Source organism: Bacillus sp. 22-7, assembly GCF_010628845.1.
GTDB lineage: Bacteria > Bacillota > Bacilli > Bacillales > Cytobacillaceae > Cytobacillus > Cytobacillus firmus_B.
The window spans coordinates 99,524-114,436 of the sequence record NZ_NJQY01000002.1; the positions used below are offsets into that span (position 1 = coordinate 99,524).

The 14,913-nt window shown below is 43.0% G+C and carries 19 protein-coding genes; 12 read left to right on the forward strand and 7 right to left on the reverse strand.

Features of this window, described 5'->3' with window-relative positions; genetic code table 11:
- The first annotated feature begins 116 nt into the window (after positions 1-116).
- The 5 genes from CE058_RS01220 (at position 117) to CE058_RS01240 (ending at position 5,291) form a co-directional block, all read left to right on the forward strand.
- Positions 117-980: a MurR/RpiR family transcriptional regulator gene (locus tag CE058_RS01220; protein WP_163139749.1), complete on the forward strand. Its 864-nt coding sequence runs from the start codon at positions 117-119 to the stop codon at positions 978-980.
- On the forward strand, positions 977-2,104 hold the full coding sequence (locus tag CE058_RS01225) for a M20 peptidase aminoacylase family protein (protein ID WP_163139751.1): 1,128 nt from the start codon (positions 977-979) through the stop codon (positions 2,102-2,104). The genes CE058_RS01220 and CE058_RS01225 overlap by 4 nt, the downstream gene beginning before the upstream one ends.
- A gap of 2 nt (positions 2,105-2,106) precedes the next feature.
- Positions 2,107-2,925, forward strand: coding sequence for a GNAT family N-acetyltransferase (locus CE058_RS01230; protein ID WP_163139753.1), 819 nt, complete (start codon positions 2,107-2,109; stop codon positions 2,923-2,925).
- Between the two features lie 21 nt (positions 2,926-2,946).
- On the forward strand, positions 2,947-4,113 hold the full coding sequence (menC, locus tag CE058_RS01235; RefSeq protein ID WP_286167823.1) for an o-succinylbenzoate synthase: 1,167 nt from the start codon (positions 2,947-2,949) through the stop codon (positions 4,111-4,113).
- Between the two features lie 92 nt (positions 4,114-4,205).
- Complete coding sequence (locus CE058_RS01240; protein ID WP_048011564.1) at positions 4,206-5,291, forward strand: YkvI family membrane protein; 1,086 nt, start codon at positions 4,206-4,208, stop codon at positions 5,289-5,291.
- 81 nt (positions 5,292-5,372) lie between these two features.
- Here the strand turns inward: CE058_RS01240 and CE058_RS01245 are convergent, their stop codons facing one another.
- A complete protein-coding gene (locus CE058_RS01245; protein ID WP_163139755.1) occupies positions 5,373-5,867 on the reverse strand; it encodes a hypothetical protein in 495 nt (164 codons plus the stop codon).
- Between the two features lie 111 nt (positions 5,868-5,978).
- Complete coding sequence (locus CE058_RS01250; RefSeq protein WP_163139757.1) at positions 5,979-7,325, reverse strand: aminotransferase-like domain-containing protein; 1,347 nt, start codon at positions 7,323-7,325, stop codon at positions 5,979-5,981.
- Between the two features lie 144 nt (positions 7,326-7,469).
- Between CE058_RS01250 and blaOXA the strand changes: the two genes are divergently transcribed.
- Positions 7,470-8,264 carry a class D beta-lactamase gene (blaOXA, locus tag CE058_RS01255; RefSeq protein WP_163139759.1) on the forward strand — a complete coding sequence of 265 codons (795 nt, stop codon included), beginning with the start codon at positions 7,470-7,472 and terminating at the stop codon, positions 8,262-8,264.
- Between the two features lie 45 nt (positions 8,265-8,309).
- Here blaOXA and CE058_RS24935 read toward each other — a convergent pair whose 3' ends face one another.
- Both CE058_RS24935 and CE058_RS24940 read right to left on the reverse strand, forming a co-directional pair.
- Entirely contained in the window at positions 8,310-8,465 is a 156-nt protein-coding gene (locus CE058_RS24935; protein WP_286167824.1) for a hypothetical protein, read from the reverse strand.
- A gap of 49 nt (positions 8,466-8,514) precedes the next feature.
- Positions 8,515-8,682, reverse strand: a complete 168-nt coding sequence (locus tag CE058_RS24940; protein WP_286167825.1) for a hypothetical protein — start codon at positions 8,680-8,682, stop codon at positions 8,515-8,517.
- A gap of 103 nt (positions 8,683-8,785) precedes the next feature.
- Between CE058_RS24940 and CE058_RS01265 the strand changes: the two genes are divergently transcribed.
- Entirely contained in the window at positions 8,786-9,196 is a 411-nt protein-coding gene (locus CE058_RS01265) for a RidA family protein (RefSeq protein ID WP_163139761.1), read from the forward strand.
- A gap of 156 nt (positions 9,197-9,352) precedes the next feature.
- Complete coding sequence (locus tag CE058_RS01270; protein ID WP_163139763.1) at positions 9,353-10,204, forward strand: GNAT family N-acetyltransferase; 852 nt, start codon at positions 9,353-9,355, stop codon at positions 10,202-10,204.
- Between the two features lie 232 nt (positions 10,205-10,436).
- On the opposite strand, the gene CE058_RS01275 is transcribed toward CE058_RS01270, so the two are convergent.
- Positions 10,437-11,306: an EamA family transporter gene (locus CE058_RS01275; RefSeq protein WP_163139765.1), complete on the reverse strand. Its 870-nt coding sequence runs from the start codon at positions 11,304-11,306 to the stop codon at positions 10,437-10,439.
- A gap of 131 nt (positions 11,307-11,437) precedes the next feature.
- On the opposite strand from CE058_RS01275, the gene CE058_RS01280 reads away from it, so the two are divergent.
- Positions 11,438-11,665 (forward strand): hypothetical protein, encoded by a 228-nt coding sequence (locus tag CE058_RS01280; RefSeq protein WP_048011572.1) that lies wholly within the window; start codon positions 11,438-11,440, stop codon positions 11,663-11,665.
- Between the two features lie 65 nt (positions 11,666-11,730).
- On the opposite strand, the gene CE058_RS01285 is transcribed toward CE058_RS01280, so the two are convergent.
- Positions 11,731-12,102 carry a VOC family protein gene (locus tag CE058_RS01285; protein WP_163139767.1) on the reverse strand — a complete coding sequence of 124 codons (372 nt, stop codon included), beginning with the start codon at positions 12,100-12,102 and terminating at the stop codon, positions 11,731-11,733.
- A 109-nt stretch (positions 12,103-12,211) separates the two neighbouring features.
- Positions 12,212-12,505: a phospholipase A2 family protein gene (locus tag CE058_RS01290; RefSeq protein WP_163139769.1), complete on the reverse strand. Its 294-nt coding sequence runs from the start codon at positions 12,503-12,505 to the stop codon at positions 12,212-12,214.
- Positions 12,506-12,737: 232 nt separating this feature from the next.
- Between CE058_RS01290 and CE058_RS01295 the strand changes: the two genes are divergently transcribed.
- The 3 genes from CE058_RS01295 (at position 12,738) to CE058_RS01305 (ending at position 14,909) form a co-directional block, all read left to right on the forward strand.
- Entirely contained in the window at positions 12,738-12,962 is a 225-nt protein-coding gene (locus tag CE058_RS01295; protein WP_197087772.1) for a hypothetical protein, read from the forward strand.
- Between the two features lie 95 nt (positions 12,963-13,057).
- Positions 13,058-13,438 carry a VOC family protein gene (locus CE058_RS01300; protein ID WP_163139773.1) on the forward strand — a complete coding sequence of 127 codons (381 nt, stop codon included), beginning with the start codon at positions 13,058-13,060 and terminating at the stop codon, positions 13,436-13,438.
- A 355-nt stretch (positions 13,439-13,793) separates the two neighbouring features.
- On the forward strand, positions 13,794-14,909 hold the full coding sequence (locus tag CE058_RS01305; RefSeq protein ID WP_163139775.1) for a cysteine desulfurase family protein: 1,116 nt from the start codon (positions 13,794-13,796) through the stop codon (positions 14,907-14,909).
- Positions 14,910-14,913 lie beyond the last annotated feature (4 nt).

The following is a 14,913-nucleotide window of genomic DNA, read 5'->3' on the forward strand; positions in this document are numbered from 1 at the left end:
TTTTCAGAATTATTGTTGTTTTCCGAAGAAATATATGATAGTTTAATTAAAACGAAGTGCAGACTTCAAAAAACTAAAGAATACAGCTTAAACTTCATATTTTAAGGTGATCCTAAATGATATTAAAAGAAACCATAGAAAAAGAGTTTAATAACCTCACCAAAGGCCAGCAGAAGGCAGCGAAGTATTTGCTCGACCATCCGAAGGATTTTGCCGTAAAGTCTGCGGGTGAGATCGGCAAAAGAATCGGGGTCAGTGAAACGACAGTCATCCGTTTCTGTTATTCGATTCAGCTTTCCGGCTATTCTGAGCTTCAGAAGATGGTAAGGGAACAGCTTTTGAAGGCGAATAGCACACTGGGGCAGTATTTTACGAGTAAGGTGGAACTGGCCGAAAAACCGGAGTTCCTGGCAAGTGTAATGGAGAAGGATTGTCTGCATATCAGGGAAACGCTTGAGAACATAAGCCAGGATGATTTTGATGTTTTAGTGAAACGCTTGATCAAGACGAAAAAGGTCTATGTTACAGGATTGCGGTCTTCTTTTGCAGCAGCAAGCTGGCTTTCTTTTACCCTTGGTGTAGTCAGGGGAAATGCGAAGCTGATCCGGCCGGATACAGATGATCTGCTTTTGACGGTCACAGAAATGGATAAAGATGCGACGTTCATTGCCATTTCATTCGACCGTTATATGAAGGATACGATCAAATTGGCGGAATTGGCGAAAAAGCAGGGAGCATTTGTGATTGGCATAACCGATTCAGCGATCGCGCCAATTAAGGAGCATGCCGATTTGCTTTTTCAAATCCATTCTTCCGAAAAATCGACGATTGATGCAGCACCCGCATTATTTTCCTTTCTGAATGCGATGATTGCAGGGGTGTCCATTCAAGATCGTGACCGATTTCAAGCAAGAAAAGAACAATATGAAAAGCTGGAAAGTGAGCATTTTTTTATACAGCCGGGAGGGAAGTTAGATTGAAGGAAATGATTGAAGAGCTTAAACCAGCGTTAGAGATGGTATTTACGCATTTGCACAAACATCCGGAAGTGAGCTGGAGGGAATATAAAACCACCGAGTACCTGCAGAAATTCCTTGAGTGCCGGGGATTCCGGGTTCAGCTGTTTGGGGATTGCACCGGTTTAGTTGTTGAAGTGGGGGAAGGGAGTCCGTGTGTCGCTCTGAGAGCCGATATGGACGCACTTTGGCAGGAAGTGGACGGCAAGTTTCAGGCGAATCATTCCTGCGGCCATGATGCCCATATGACAATGGGAGTAGGGGCGATTTTGCTGCTGCAAAAGGCGGGATTCCCCAAGAAAGGCAAGCTGAAATTCATCTTCCAGCCGGCTGAAGAAAAAGGCACTGGTGCCTTGAAAATGATTGAGCATGGCGTGCTGGATGACGTGGATTACCTGTACGGTGTACATCTTAGACCCATCCAGGAAATAAGAGACGGGGAAGCATCGGGAGCCATTTACCATGGTGCTGCAAGATTTCTGACAGGGGAAATTATCGGGGAAGATGCCCATGGCGCCCGTCCGCATCTTGGCCAGAATGCCATCGAGATTGGCGCTTCTTTTATTCATGAAATTAAAAACATTCATTTGGATCCCATGGTCCCCCATACGGCTAAGATGACCAAGTTTCATGCCGGCAGTGACTCAGGCAATATCATACCGGGAAAAGCTTCCTTCAGTTTAGACCTGCGAGCTCAAACCAATGAAGTGATAAACGCACTGTCTGAAAAAATTGAAACGGTCACGGAGTATTTATCCAAGCTCTACGGAGTCAAAATTACACTGGAGACGAAAGCGAATGTGGCAGCAGCCCAGGTAGATGAAGAAGCGCAGCAATTTCTGGAGAAGGCCATAATTGATGTACTGGGAGCCGGCCAATTACGTGAGCCAATCGTGACTTCAGGCGGGGAAGACTTTCATTTTTATACCCTCAAAAAGCCGAATATTAAGGCCGCGATGCTAGGATTGGGCTGTGATTTACAGCCGGGGCTTCATCATCCGGACATGACATTTAATCGGGAAGCCATTTACTCAGGAGTTGAAATATTGGCCAGGGCGGTAATGGCCACTTTGGAGAAGGAGGAGTGAAGATGGCTGCTGTGACAATTGATTTGCGGGTATTAAAGACAGCATCAGATATGAATCTAATTCAAAAGCTGGAGGAGATCATCTGGAACATGGCTCCCCTGCCGGTTCATCAAACCATTACAGCTGCCCAGAACGGCGGGGTTCTCCTCGGGGCATTTATAGAAGAAGAACTTGTGGGATTCAGTTACGGATTTCCGGGTTTCAGCAAAGGAAAAGGGTATTTATGCTCTCATATGCTCGGCATTCATCCCGACCACCAGGATAAGGGGCTTGGCGCATTATTAAAGCAGAAGCAAAAGGAACTGGCAGCTGAGATGGGATATGATCTGATCACCTGGACGTTTGATCCGCTTGAAAGCCGGAATGCCTATTTAAATCTTAATAAACTGAATGCGGTTTGCTCCACATATGTGGAGAATTGCTATGGAGATATGGATGATAATTTGAATCATGGACTGCCGACAGACCGGTTAAAGGTGGAATGGTGGATTACCAGTTCTCATGCCGGTGATCCGCTCAGGATTGAAACAGCGTCTGCCAAGAATCCGTTTGACTGGGGAATATCAGAGGACAACTTTCCTGTTTTATTAAATACCGAATGGGATGCTTCTGGAGGACCTGTACTTGTTCCGATTCCGGCAAACTTTCAAGCTATTAAAAATCAAAATTTCGAGCTGTCGATGGATTGGCGCTTCAAAACTAGAGGGATTTTTCAGACTTTATTTTCACAAGGGTACGCCATGGCAGGTTTTCAAAAAAGTGCAAAAGGCCCGGTACACTACTATGTATTAATTCAACGAAACCAGCTTAAACTCAACTAACAGGAAAAGGCGGGAATGAATATGAAAGTGACAGAAGTCGTTTTGAGGCATATGAAAATGAGAATGAAAGCACCATTTACCACAAGCTTTGGAACGTTTCAGGATAAAGAATTTCTTTTACTGGAAGCAAAGGATGAGAACGGTGTTAGCGGCTGGGGAGAATCAGTTGCCTTTCATTCACCATGGTATAACGAAGAAACACTGAAAACGAACTGGCATATGCTTGAAGATTTCATCATTCCGAATCTATTAAACAAAGAAATGGAACACCCTGATGATGTGTCAGAAACCCTCTCCTACATACGGAAAAACAATATGGCGAAATCGGCATTTGAAGGGGCGGTTTGGGACTTATATGCCAAGCAAAAGGGAATTCCGCTTGCGAATGCGCTTGGCGGGACAGCGAATGAAATTGAGGTTGGAATCAGCATCGGGATTCAGGACCGTGTTGAGGACTTGCTGAACCTTATTGGTGAATATGTAGAGGATGGCTACAAACGAATTAAAGTGAAAATCAAGCCGGGCTGGGATGTTGAGGTCATGAGAGAAGTGAGAAAGCATTTTCCGGATATAGCGCTTATGGCGGATGCGAACTCAGCCTACACACTTGATGATATTGAACTGTTAAAACAGCTGGATGAATTTGAGTTAATGATGATCGAGCAGCCGCTGGCCTCTGATGACATTATTGACCATGCTGTCCTTCAGAGGGAACTTGAAACACCGGTCTGCCTCGATGAAAGCATCCATTCCTATGAGGATGCGCGCAAGGCGATTGAACTTGGAAGCTGCCAAATTATTAATATCAAAATCGGCCGTGTCGGGGGCTTGACAGAATCCAAAAAAATTCATGACCTCTGCCAGGAACGCGGCATCCCGGTGTGGTGCGGAGGCATGCTGGAATCCGGCATTGGCAGAGCACACAATATTGCCTTAACCACTCTATCAAACTTTATTATGCCAGGGGACACAGCTGCATCATCCCGCTATTGGGAGAAGGATCTGATTGAACCTGAAGTAATCGTTGAAAATGGAATGATCAAGGTTCCAGAAAAATCCGGCATCGGGTATGAACCGAATTATGAAACTATTAGAGAGTTTACTGTTTTTGAAAAGAAATTTGCGTTGGGAGAGCAGAATGAACATGCAGCCCTCATTGGCGGGAATAGTGCCACTCAAACCAAATAAAAAGCGCAAATGACGCTCAAAGAGAGAGGATTCTCTCTTTCTCTTTTAAATAAAGTTGTCAAAAAATTCAAATATTAAAAGGGGGAATAGGTTTGAAAAAGAGTATTCAGATTGCCGGGGCCTTTATTGGGGTGATTGTCGGAGCAGGCTTTGCTTCTGGGCAGGAGATTTTGCAGTTTTTTACGGGCTTTGGCTGGATGGGGATTGCCGGAGGCGTGCTCGCGACTTTTTTCTTTGCTTTTCTTGGCATGAATTTAACGCAGCTGGGAAGCCGTCTGCAGACAGATTCCCATAAAGATGTGATTTACCATATTTGCGGAAAGTATCTTGGAATGGCTGTAGATTTTATCATTACATTCTTCCTTTTTGGGGTGGCCGTCGTCATGCTTGCCGGATCGGGATCGATCTTCGAAGAGCAATTTGGAATCCCGAGCATGGCCGGCAATATTATTATGGCTGTGTTAACGATCCTGACAGTATGTCTGAACATCCAAAAAGTCATTTCAATTATCAGCCTGGTTACGCCATTTCTGCTCCTCATGGTGGTTATCATTAGCGTCTATGCTCTAAGCACGATGGGGCTGGATTTCCCGGAAGTTCAGAAATTGGCGGAAAGCCAAACGCCTGCTGCTTCCAACTGGTTTATGGGCGGATTACTGTATGTTTCTTACAATATTGCGGCTGGTGCAGCGATGCTTGCTGTCATGGGCGGCACAACGAAGAATGAAAAGCAGGCTGGCTTGGGCGGAATCTTGGGCGGTGTTGGTCTGGGTGTGCTGATTTTACTGATCAATGTAGCCATGCTGGTCAAAATGGACGTGGTGGAGGGATCTCCAATGCCGATCCTTGCACTTGCAAATGAAATTTCACCGGCATTTGGACTGTTAATGTTTGTTGTCCTGCTTGGCATGATTTACAACACAGCTGTTGGGATGCTGTATGCCTTCACTGCTAGGATCGTGAAAAGAGAGAATCCTAAATTCAATGTCTTTGTTGTATTATTCGGAGCTGCCGCTTTTGGCGCAAGTTTCATCGGCTTCATCACTTTGGTCGGAACGGTTTATCCATTAATGGGGTACTTAGGATTTACATTGATTGCGGCTATTGTGTTTGCTTGGGTTAGAGGGAAGAGGAAGGCTGTTGGGAGTATTGCTAATGGAGTTGCTTTTAAACAGTAGAAACCTAGAAAGCTCAGTTCTGCTGAGCTTTCTATAACCTCTTTAAATTTCGTCATACTTGCCTGACTGGTATCCAATTCCTTAATAAAGATTGTAACCGCCATTCTCCGGTCCGCTTCCAGCAGAAGGAAAAGATACATCCATCGTACGCAAAGCTTCTTTAGCTTGAGATAGGTAATTTTCTGCCTGGTCTTGCCATCTGATGATCAAACTTATAAACGCCTTATACTCTGGACCTGCATTTTCCTCCATCGTTTTTAGTCCTTCCCGCACCTTTTTATCCTGATTTTCCGCATTCACGATGCAAGCCGCCATAGTGTCGATAATCGATTGCCGCTGTTCTCCATTTACTAGTCTATGTGCACATCCAACAGCGGTCACGCGGTGATACGAAGCCGGAACCAGGTGGTTGTGCATCTCTGCATTTCCTTTTAAATCTTTGGTCTCGGGAATATGAAATAGTTCAGAACTCATGGAACAAACCATTTCCTCAGCATATAAACTTTGCTGCAGCAGTGTTAATATATCTCCCCAGCCAGTTGCCCGATAATATGGATAATAATAATAAGGATTCAATCGAACCATCTCCTTTTATGGATATTGGAACCCCATCCTTATAGATATGATTGTTAATCGGGTGTCATGTCATCTTTGGAAGTGGCGTTAGTCCATATTTAAACGCATCTTTCAGATATATGAATTGACTAACGTACAAATCCCTTCCCCGATCTTTTTCACCCCAACTGGAATTCTCCTGTCATCCACCTGTGACACACTTAACCGGATACGGTTTTCATGCCTGTATTCAGGGAGGTACATACCTGTTGCATCCTGAACCAGTACATTCTTCTTTTGGAGATATTCCACAAGTTGTTTTGCTTTCAATCTGCCTGGAAGCTCAACTGTTGAATAAAATCCCGAATCCCCGCCAGTAAAGGCAGCACCAGGAGGCAAATGCTCCAAGTACGCCTTTTTGAGAATGGTGCCTTTCTTTTTGTATTGATACCGGAGTTTTTCAATGTGGACTTTAAACATACCGCTGCTTAAGTAAATCTCAAGTGCTCCTTGTGTGAGGACTGGTGTATGGACGTCCGCTGCAAATTTGGCTTGAGTAAAGCTTTTCATTAGTGTTTCCGGAAGAACGGCCAATCCCAATCGCAGCCCAGGCAGCAGAACTTTAGAAAAACTTTTTGTATAAATGACTCTGCCGCTGGGATCATAGGCAAACATGGGGTCTGCTTTTTTCCTGGTATCAAGGTCTCCCATATAATCATCCTCGATTATGCAGACATCATATTTCTGAGCGAGCTCGACAATGTGCTTTTTCTCCTGATTGGAGTAGCTGCAGCCTGTCGGGTTCTGGAATCGGGAGACTGTGTAGAAAAACTTAACGCTTCGTTCTCTGAAGACCTTTTCCAAATTATTAAGATCAATCCCATTCTGATTTACCTCGATGCCGATAGGCTTCAGGCCGCGCGAAGTGATGGAATCTATGAAACTGAAGTGTGTTGGCTGTTCAACGCAAATCTCATTTTTCTTATTGGGAAAAGGCAGTGAGATTAAGAGATCCAGAGCCTGCTGGGATCCTGATACAACGGCAATTCTATCAGGCGGGGCGAAAACCTGCAGATCCTGAAGCTGAGCTGACAGCTGATGCCGCAGACTCTCCAGGCCGAGGGGATGGGAATACTGAAACATTTCCTCTTTATAAAGCTCAATTGCCTGATTCATGCAATGCTGGTAATCACGGTAGGGCATCTTGCTTTTATCCGGGCCTGCTGAGACAAAGTCAATTTTCATTTGAGTTTGTTTTTTGGGCATATCCGAGCCTACTGCAAAATAGCCGCTTTTGGGCACTGAGTAAATCAGATGTGCCTTCTCCAATTCACTGTAAGCTTTCAGTACAGTGTTGATGCTGCAGTTGAATTCTTTGGCCAATCTGCGGATGGAAGGGAGCTTTTCTCCGGATTTCAGCCGTTCATCATCCAATCTGGATTGGATTTCTTCTATGACTTCATCATATTTATTGCCCATTATTATGCTCCTCTCAAGAATCTGTATGGGTACAGATAGCCGAAATATTACTTTTCGGTGTCCATTATGCTGTTTATAGTATAAGGGACAAATATGGAGCACACATCATGACGGAAATCCTATTTTATGAAGGAGGAAGAAAAGATGAATCGGATGAGGAGATTTGGTATAGCCTCTCTTGCCTTGTTATGCCTGCTGGCAGGTACAGGTGCTGAGGCATTAGGCGGAAAAGAAAACACGAAAGAGCTGCACATTGAAGAGGCTTTTGCAGGAAAAGAGGGAACTATGGTTCTCAAAAATCTTAAGAATGACAAGGTTTATGTCTATAGCAAGGAGAGGAGCAAAGAGAGACTGACGCCGGAGTCAACCTTTAAAGTTGCCAATGCCCTAATAGGACTTGAAACTGCCGCTGTGAGAGATGAGTACGAGGTGAAAAGGTGGGATGGAGTGGAACGCGAATTCGAAAGCTGGAATCGGGATCATTCCCTTGCTTCTGCCATGAGGGAATCTGCTATCTGGTTTTATCAGGACCTGGCGAGGACGATTGGTGAAAAGAAAATGAATGAGTACGTCTCAAGGATAGGGTATGGGAACCAGGACATTACTGGCGGTATTGATTCGTTTTGGCTGGACAGCAGCCTGAGAATATCTGCAGCAGAACAAGCTGGTTTTATCGAAAAACTAGTTGAAGAAGATTTGCCTTTTTCACAAAAGAACCAAAAAACAGTCAAGCGAATGATGATTCAGGATGAACAGGATCACTTCATTTTACATGGCAAAACAGGGACAAGGCTCTCTGACATGGGACTTGGCTGGTATGTTGGTTTTATTGAAACAGAGAAGGGCACATGGGTGTTTGCGGTGAATATCGATGGAACAGGCACTGAGGCCAAAAATATTGCTTTGGAAGTATTGAAGGAGAAAAAAATTCTTAAATAGAATGCAGCTGATTCAGCGAGGGAAACCATGTCTATGGTTTCCCTATTACTGAACTTCCGCCACAAATGTATAAGAGATTTCCCCGTTTTTCCATTCCGCTAAGACTTCATAAATATAAGTTCCTTTATCTGCAGGCACAGTTATTTGATCATCCTCCAGCTTGATTTCTTTTTCTTTTCCGCTTTGATTCCATAAAAACACGTTAAGAATCGGGTTATCTTCTATCTTAACTTTAACTTTCTGTCCTGACTCACCGATAGCCTCCTTTTTCCATTGAATAGTCTGATCCGTTCACTTCAACAGCTGCCGTCTTCTCTGGCGGAAATTCAGCTTGATCCACCGATTTATCTGAACAGCCAAACAGTAAGCTGACAGAAAGAATTACTATCATTCTTATTAACTTAATGCCCCGCATCATGCCACCCGCCTTTTGAGATATTAAAAACAGTTTAACTGAAAAAGGAATTCATATATATAGGTGGAATTAAAATAGTAAATGCCAGAGGAAAGGAATGTAAGAAATGAAGAAAATCTCATTAATACATTCGCAGGTTTTACCTGCCGTTGACTATGCTTACGCCTCTCATGTCCCTGCAGGATTGGATCTTTATTTTATGGCAGGGGCGTGTCCGCTTGATCAAGAGGGGAGAGTGCCTGAGGGAATAAGTTATGAAGAACAAGCCAAGCTTTGCGTGGAAAACCTGAAAGCAGCTTTACAGGAATGTGGCGCTGAATTAGAGGATGTGGCCTATACAAGAGTTCTTGTTGCATCCTCTGACCAGTCAGATTTGGTGGCCGTATGGCAGGCAGTTAGGGAAGAATTCGGTTCTCATGATGCTCCAAGTACATTGTCAGGTGTCACCGTTTTGGGTTATAGGGGCCAATTAGTTGAGATAGAAGCGGTTGCTGCCTTACCCCAAAACGCCAAATAATCCGCATAACGAAAGAAATGGACCCTCCAGGAATAGCATTCGGGGTCCATTTTTTTTTTTAGCTCTTCTTTAGAACTTTAAGCAGGAAGGATTTTGTATAAAGGGTATTTAATACTTATTAGGGTGAAAAAACAAAAGATTTAGAGGGAGAAGCGAATGAAAGTTGAAATAGCAGAATTAAATCAATATGATATTCCTGGCCTAATAGATTTATCGGCATCGGTTGGATGGGATTATGATGAATATGAAATAAGAACAATTTTGGAATCCGGGAGAGTTTTCGGTCATAAGAATGCTGCAGGGAGAATTGTATCCAGTTCAGCTATTATTCCCTATGACACTAGACTGGCGTCGATTGGCATGGTTATTGTCCATGAAGAATTCAGGGGATTAGGGCTGGCAATGGAAGCAGTCCGGAAGTGTGCTGAAAGTATTAATGGGGATATGTCGCTAATGCTCATTGCAACGAAGGAAGGAAAGCCCCTTTATGAAAAAATGGGCTTCAAAACAGTGGATTTTATAAGCAAATTTCTTTGTGATGATTTCATCCCTGTACATTTACAGGTTCATGATGGAGTTTTTATAGAAGACTTTAATCAGTCTGATTTTGCTAAGCTTGTTATTTTGGACGGGGCTGCCTTTGGGGATAAGCGAAGCGTATTTCTGCGCAATCGAATCAGCCAGTCCAAACAATGCCTTGTTGTTAAAAATAATAATGGAGAGATCATTGGATATGGATTATCCATACAGGGACCAGTCAATTTAATACTTGGACCCATTGCAGCAGCTGATTCAGATACAGCTGCCTTAATCGTAGAAAAATTGGCTTTACATCATAAAGGGAAGCTGCGAATTGATGTTCCAGTAGGAAGAAAGGATTTTATGCCCTATCTGGAGCGAAGCGGTTTTGTTAAAACAAACACTCCTCCAGTCATGATGAAAAATTCAGCAGCTATGCCGCAGAGGAACAATACCTTATATGCTATTGCTTCGCAGGCTTTTGGATAGGTGAATAATGATATTGGCTAAGCGAAAATAAATAGCTTTTACGCTAGTAGAATTGGGCTTTGCGCAAATAAAATATTTTATCCGAAAGTAAATTTGGTCTATCAGCAAGTAAATAATACTAGCACATAAATATAGTTTCTGAAATGGGCTGCTGGAAGCCCAATCTCCATTGAAACGGCTCAAATTGAGGATTTAAGCCGTTTTTTCTTATGTAATTATCTTTAATTAACGCCTAGATTATCAGCAAAGCCGTCCCAATCGTAATCAAAATGGCGCCTGCAATTGTGTTCATTGCCGGCTTCTCTTTTAAAATAATGAAACTTAAAATCATCGTCAGCACCACACTGAATTTATCAATGGGGTTCACGACACTAACCTTGCCGATGGCGAGAGCGCCGAAATAGCACAGCCAGGATAATCCGGTAGCGGCTCCAGAGAGGAAAAGAAATAAATAGGACTTTTTCGAAATGCTTTTAAGCTCCTTAACAGTCCCCTGAAAAAATACGATGCCCCAGGCGAAAAGAATGATGACCACAGTCCGGATAAAGGTAGCCACATTGGAGTCGACGTCTTCAATTCCGATCTTCGCTAAAATATTAGTGGCTGCAGCAAATACAGCGGACAGGACGGCCAGGAAAATATATGATTTTGTATTAAATACTTTCTTTTTGCGGGTCTTTTTCCTGACTAGGCCAATTAAGACAAAGGTTCCAATGGAAATAATGATTCCGCCTGAAACAACCAGAGCTGTGGCGGGTTCCCTGAGAATAATAAAGGATAAGAGGATCGTTAAGACGACACTCGACTTATCAATGGGAACTACTTTTGATACATCTCCAATCTGAATCGCTTTAAAAAAGCAGATCCATGATAGGCCGGTTGTCAGGCCTGACAGGACCAGAAATACGTAGGATTTCACCGAAATAGTAAATATGCTATCTGTTTCGCCAGTAATAAGGACCATTAAAAAAGCCATGATGACCACCACAATCGTCCGTACGGCGGTAGCCAGGTTGGAATCAACCTTTTCAATGCCAATTTTAGCGAGAATAGCGGTGAAAGATGCAAATAATGCGGCCAGCAGGGCTAAAATTATGCTCATAAGCAGGATCTCCACTTCTGCAACGGGATAATTAAATGTGTATAGGATATTATTTGATTCATTTAGTTAAAAAATTCTGTTTTCTTGTTGAGTATTCTATATTATAGTTTGGTTAAGCAAGGAGGAAGAAAATGGATCATATTGATAAAAGGAATCGCCTGGATGAAGAACCATTTAGCTTTCGGGTAAATAAAAATAGCACAGTGTTTCTTGATTTTAATGGAAAACAAGTGAAAATCCTAAAAGGTAAAGAGTCAGAGAAGTTTCTAAAAAGAATGAGTGAAGCTGAAGATGAAAAGAGCAGGCAATTAATCATGGCAAAGATAACGGGGAACTTTAAACGGGGAAATGAACGTTGATTATTATTGGCTAAAACAGCAGTGCAATCCGGCACTGCTGTTTCTATTTTTATGTAAGCAGAATTCTACCTATGCTGGTCGAAAAGAATAGCGTTGCCATCCGGATCTTCGAGGGTGAAACTTGCAGGGCCGGAACCTGACTCATCTGCTTCGTTTATGATAGGAATCCCTTGTTCCTTTAGTTGCTTTTGAAGGTCCCTAATGTCAGTGAATTCCTCTAAGTTTTCTGCGTTCTGGTTCCAGCCAGGGTTAAATGTAAGGATGTTTTTCTCGAACATGCCTTGGAATAGACCTATGACACAGTTTTCATTCTTCAGTATCAGCCAATTTTGCTCAATATTCCCGCCTAATGCTTCAAAACCAAGTTTTTCGTAAAATTCTTTTGACTTCTTAATGTCTTTTACGGTTAAGCTTACTGAAAACGCTCCTAGTTTCATGGTTCCTCCTTCGGTTTTCTTATTATTCAGATAACTAATTTTGAGTTTAATCGAAGTAATCTAATAAAGCAATATTACTGTTAATAAAAAAAGCGACTAGCGCCGCTTTTTAATATTGTCTTCTCCTCCGAAACCGGCTGCAGGTAAAATCGGTTTGAATCTTCATATAAATATAAATGATCGTCGCAATGGTTCCTTCTTCGCCATGCAGGTTTGTTTTTGGCTTCAGGCATCTGAGAAATTCCTGGTCACAGCTGCATTTGGATCTTCCGCTTGACCAGCATTTATCATGAGCTTTGCAGCAGGCATCCACTCCATTAATAGGGGCGCCTGGTCCGCTGCATCCGGGACCGCACCATCGGTATCCGGGGAAAAGGCAAGGAATTTGTTTTTTTCTACTCACTAGTATCCCTCTTTTAATTATCAATTTAATTTATAGATATGGAGAAATCATAATAGAGGTGTGGTTACTTATCTATTAAACGAAGATTGTTTTTGAATTAAGGGCAGGGGCCCATACCCCATAGGCAACTGACGCATATCCTTTACTGTAGACATATACAGAGGAGGAGTTCCGTTTGGATTATCAATACCAGCACATGCCTGTGTCACAGGAGTTTGTTCCGCACAATGGCATGTATTTCACTGACCATCGAGTTCGTCCCGGATTTGGAATTGGAAGACCCGGATTTGGTTTTGGCCGGCCGGGATTCGGGTTTGGAGGACCAGGCTTTGGTCTGGGGCTTGGCTTTTTAGGAGGGCTTGCGACAGGAGCCTTGCTGGCACCGGGACCAGGATTTGGTTATCCTTATTATCCTTACCCGCCTTACCCGTACGCGCCATATCCTTACTATTACTAAGAAGGCAGAGCTTTGTCCCTGGGGCAGGGCTCTTTTTTAATTGAATTAATTTTCAGATTTATTTAATATAAAAATTACGAAAGGAGTGTAAGAACATGATTAAGCAAGTCGGACAAATTATGCTATACGTTAACAATCAGGATGAAGCAGTAAATTTTTGGACTGAAAAAGCTGGATTTCAGATATTGGCCGAAGAAGATAATGGCCAGGGGATGAGATGGATCGAAGTATCTCCATCAAAGGAGTCGGAGACGAGTATTATTCTGCACAATAAGGAATGGGTAGCGAAGATGTCGCCGGGATTAAACCTTGGCACCCCTTCGTTGATGTTTTTTACAGAAGATCTTGAAAGACTTCATAGCGACTTTTCAAACAAGGGCATTACGGTTGGAGAAATTGTAGAAATGCCTTCAGGCCGGGTTTTTAACTTTGCGGATGGAGAAGAAAATTACTTTGCTGTGATGGAGAGAAAGTGAAAAGTTTGAGTGAAAGCCGATATCGCGGCAGTTGAACGAGCATTACGTAGACTTGTCAGCTCACATTTTGATGCCGGGCTTCCATTGGGAGAAAAAGAAAAACTAAAAACTTACGGGAAAAGAGTACAAAAAATAGTCAGGACCGCTAATCTAAAAAGTTTCTCAAGCATAGCGCCAGCTCCTTTCGATTAGTTGGTATATCTTTATTTTAAGCCTGCATTATTAAAGAAGGATAAAAGGTCTGTAAATTTATTGTTAATTGTTTTTTTAGGGATGTGAGGGTATCCCTATTAAATTAGTCTAAAACTCCATTTCCTCTATTATTTTGATATTCTTATAGAAAGGGGGAGGGGAAATGAACAAAGTTTATCTCGATTACAACGCAAGCACGCCTTTGGCCTCAGAGGTTGCTGATCACATGTATCCTTTTCTGACAGACTTTTACGGAAATCCTTCCGCAGTGCACTGGGCAGGGCAGCCAGTAAAAGAAAAAATGAACCGTGCAAGGGAACAGGTATCTGACTTGCTGTCATGCTCACCTGAAGAGATTATTTTTACCAGCGGCGGAAGTGAAGCAAACAACCTCGCATTAAAGGGCTATTATTTCAAGCATCTTTCAAAAGGCAAGCACATCATTACATCAAAAATAGAGCATCCTGCCATAATCGAGCCTTTAAAATTTCTGGAGCGTTTAGGTGCTGAACTCACGATGTTGGATGTGGATAAATATGGAATGGTTTCTGCTGGGGATATTGAAAAGGCCATCCGGGAAGACACAATCCTGATCACCATTATGCATTCAAACAATGAAGTGGGGACTCTTCAGCCAATAGAAGAAATAGGGGAAATCGCAAGGAGGCACAAGATTGCATTTCATACCGATGCTTCCCAATCCGCCGGAAAAGTGCCTGTTGATGTTAATGAGCTGAATGTGGATATGCTCACCATTGCCGGTCATAAATTTTACGCGCCTAAAGGGATTGGCGCCTTATATATCAGGAAAGGCACAGAGCTTGAACCGCTTATTCACGGGGCAGGACATGAGTTTGGAATGCGAGCAGGAACAGAGAACACATTGCTTGCAGCCGGGCTCGGCAAAGCCTGTGAGTTAGCTGGGAAGCATGTCTCGGACAGCGGGCTTGCTGACTTAACGAATTATTTTTGGGGTCAATTGAAGGAGGCATTTGGTGAAGAGGTTGTTCTTAACGGCCATGAAGAAAAACGGCTTCCGAATACCCTGAATGTGAGTTTTATCAATAGGGTTGGACAGGACATCTTATCCGCCATTCCACAGCTTGCTGCTTCCACAGGATCAGCCTGCCATTCAGGCAAAGTGGAATTATCTCCTGTTTTAAGGGAAATGGAGGTTCCGGAATACATTGGAATGGGTGCTGTCAGATTCAGTCTGGGGAAATTTACGACAAAAGAGGAGCTTGATCAGGTGGTTTCATGGCTTAAAGAAGTAATTTAGGCTC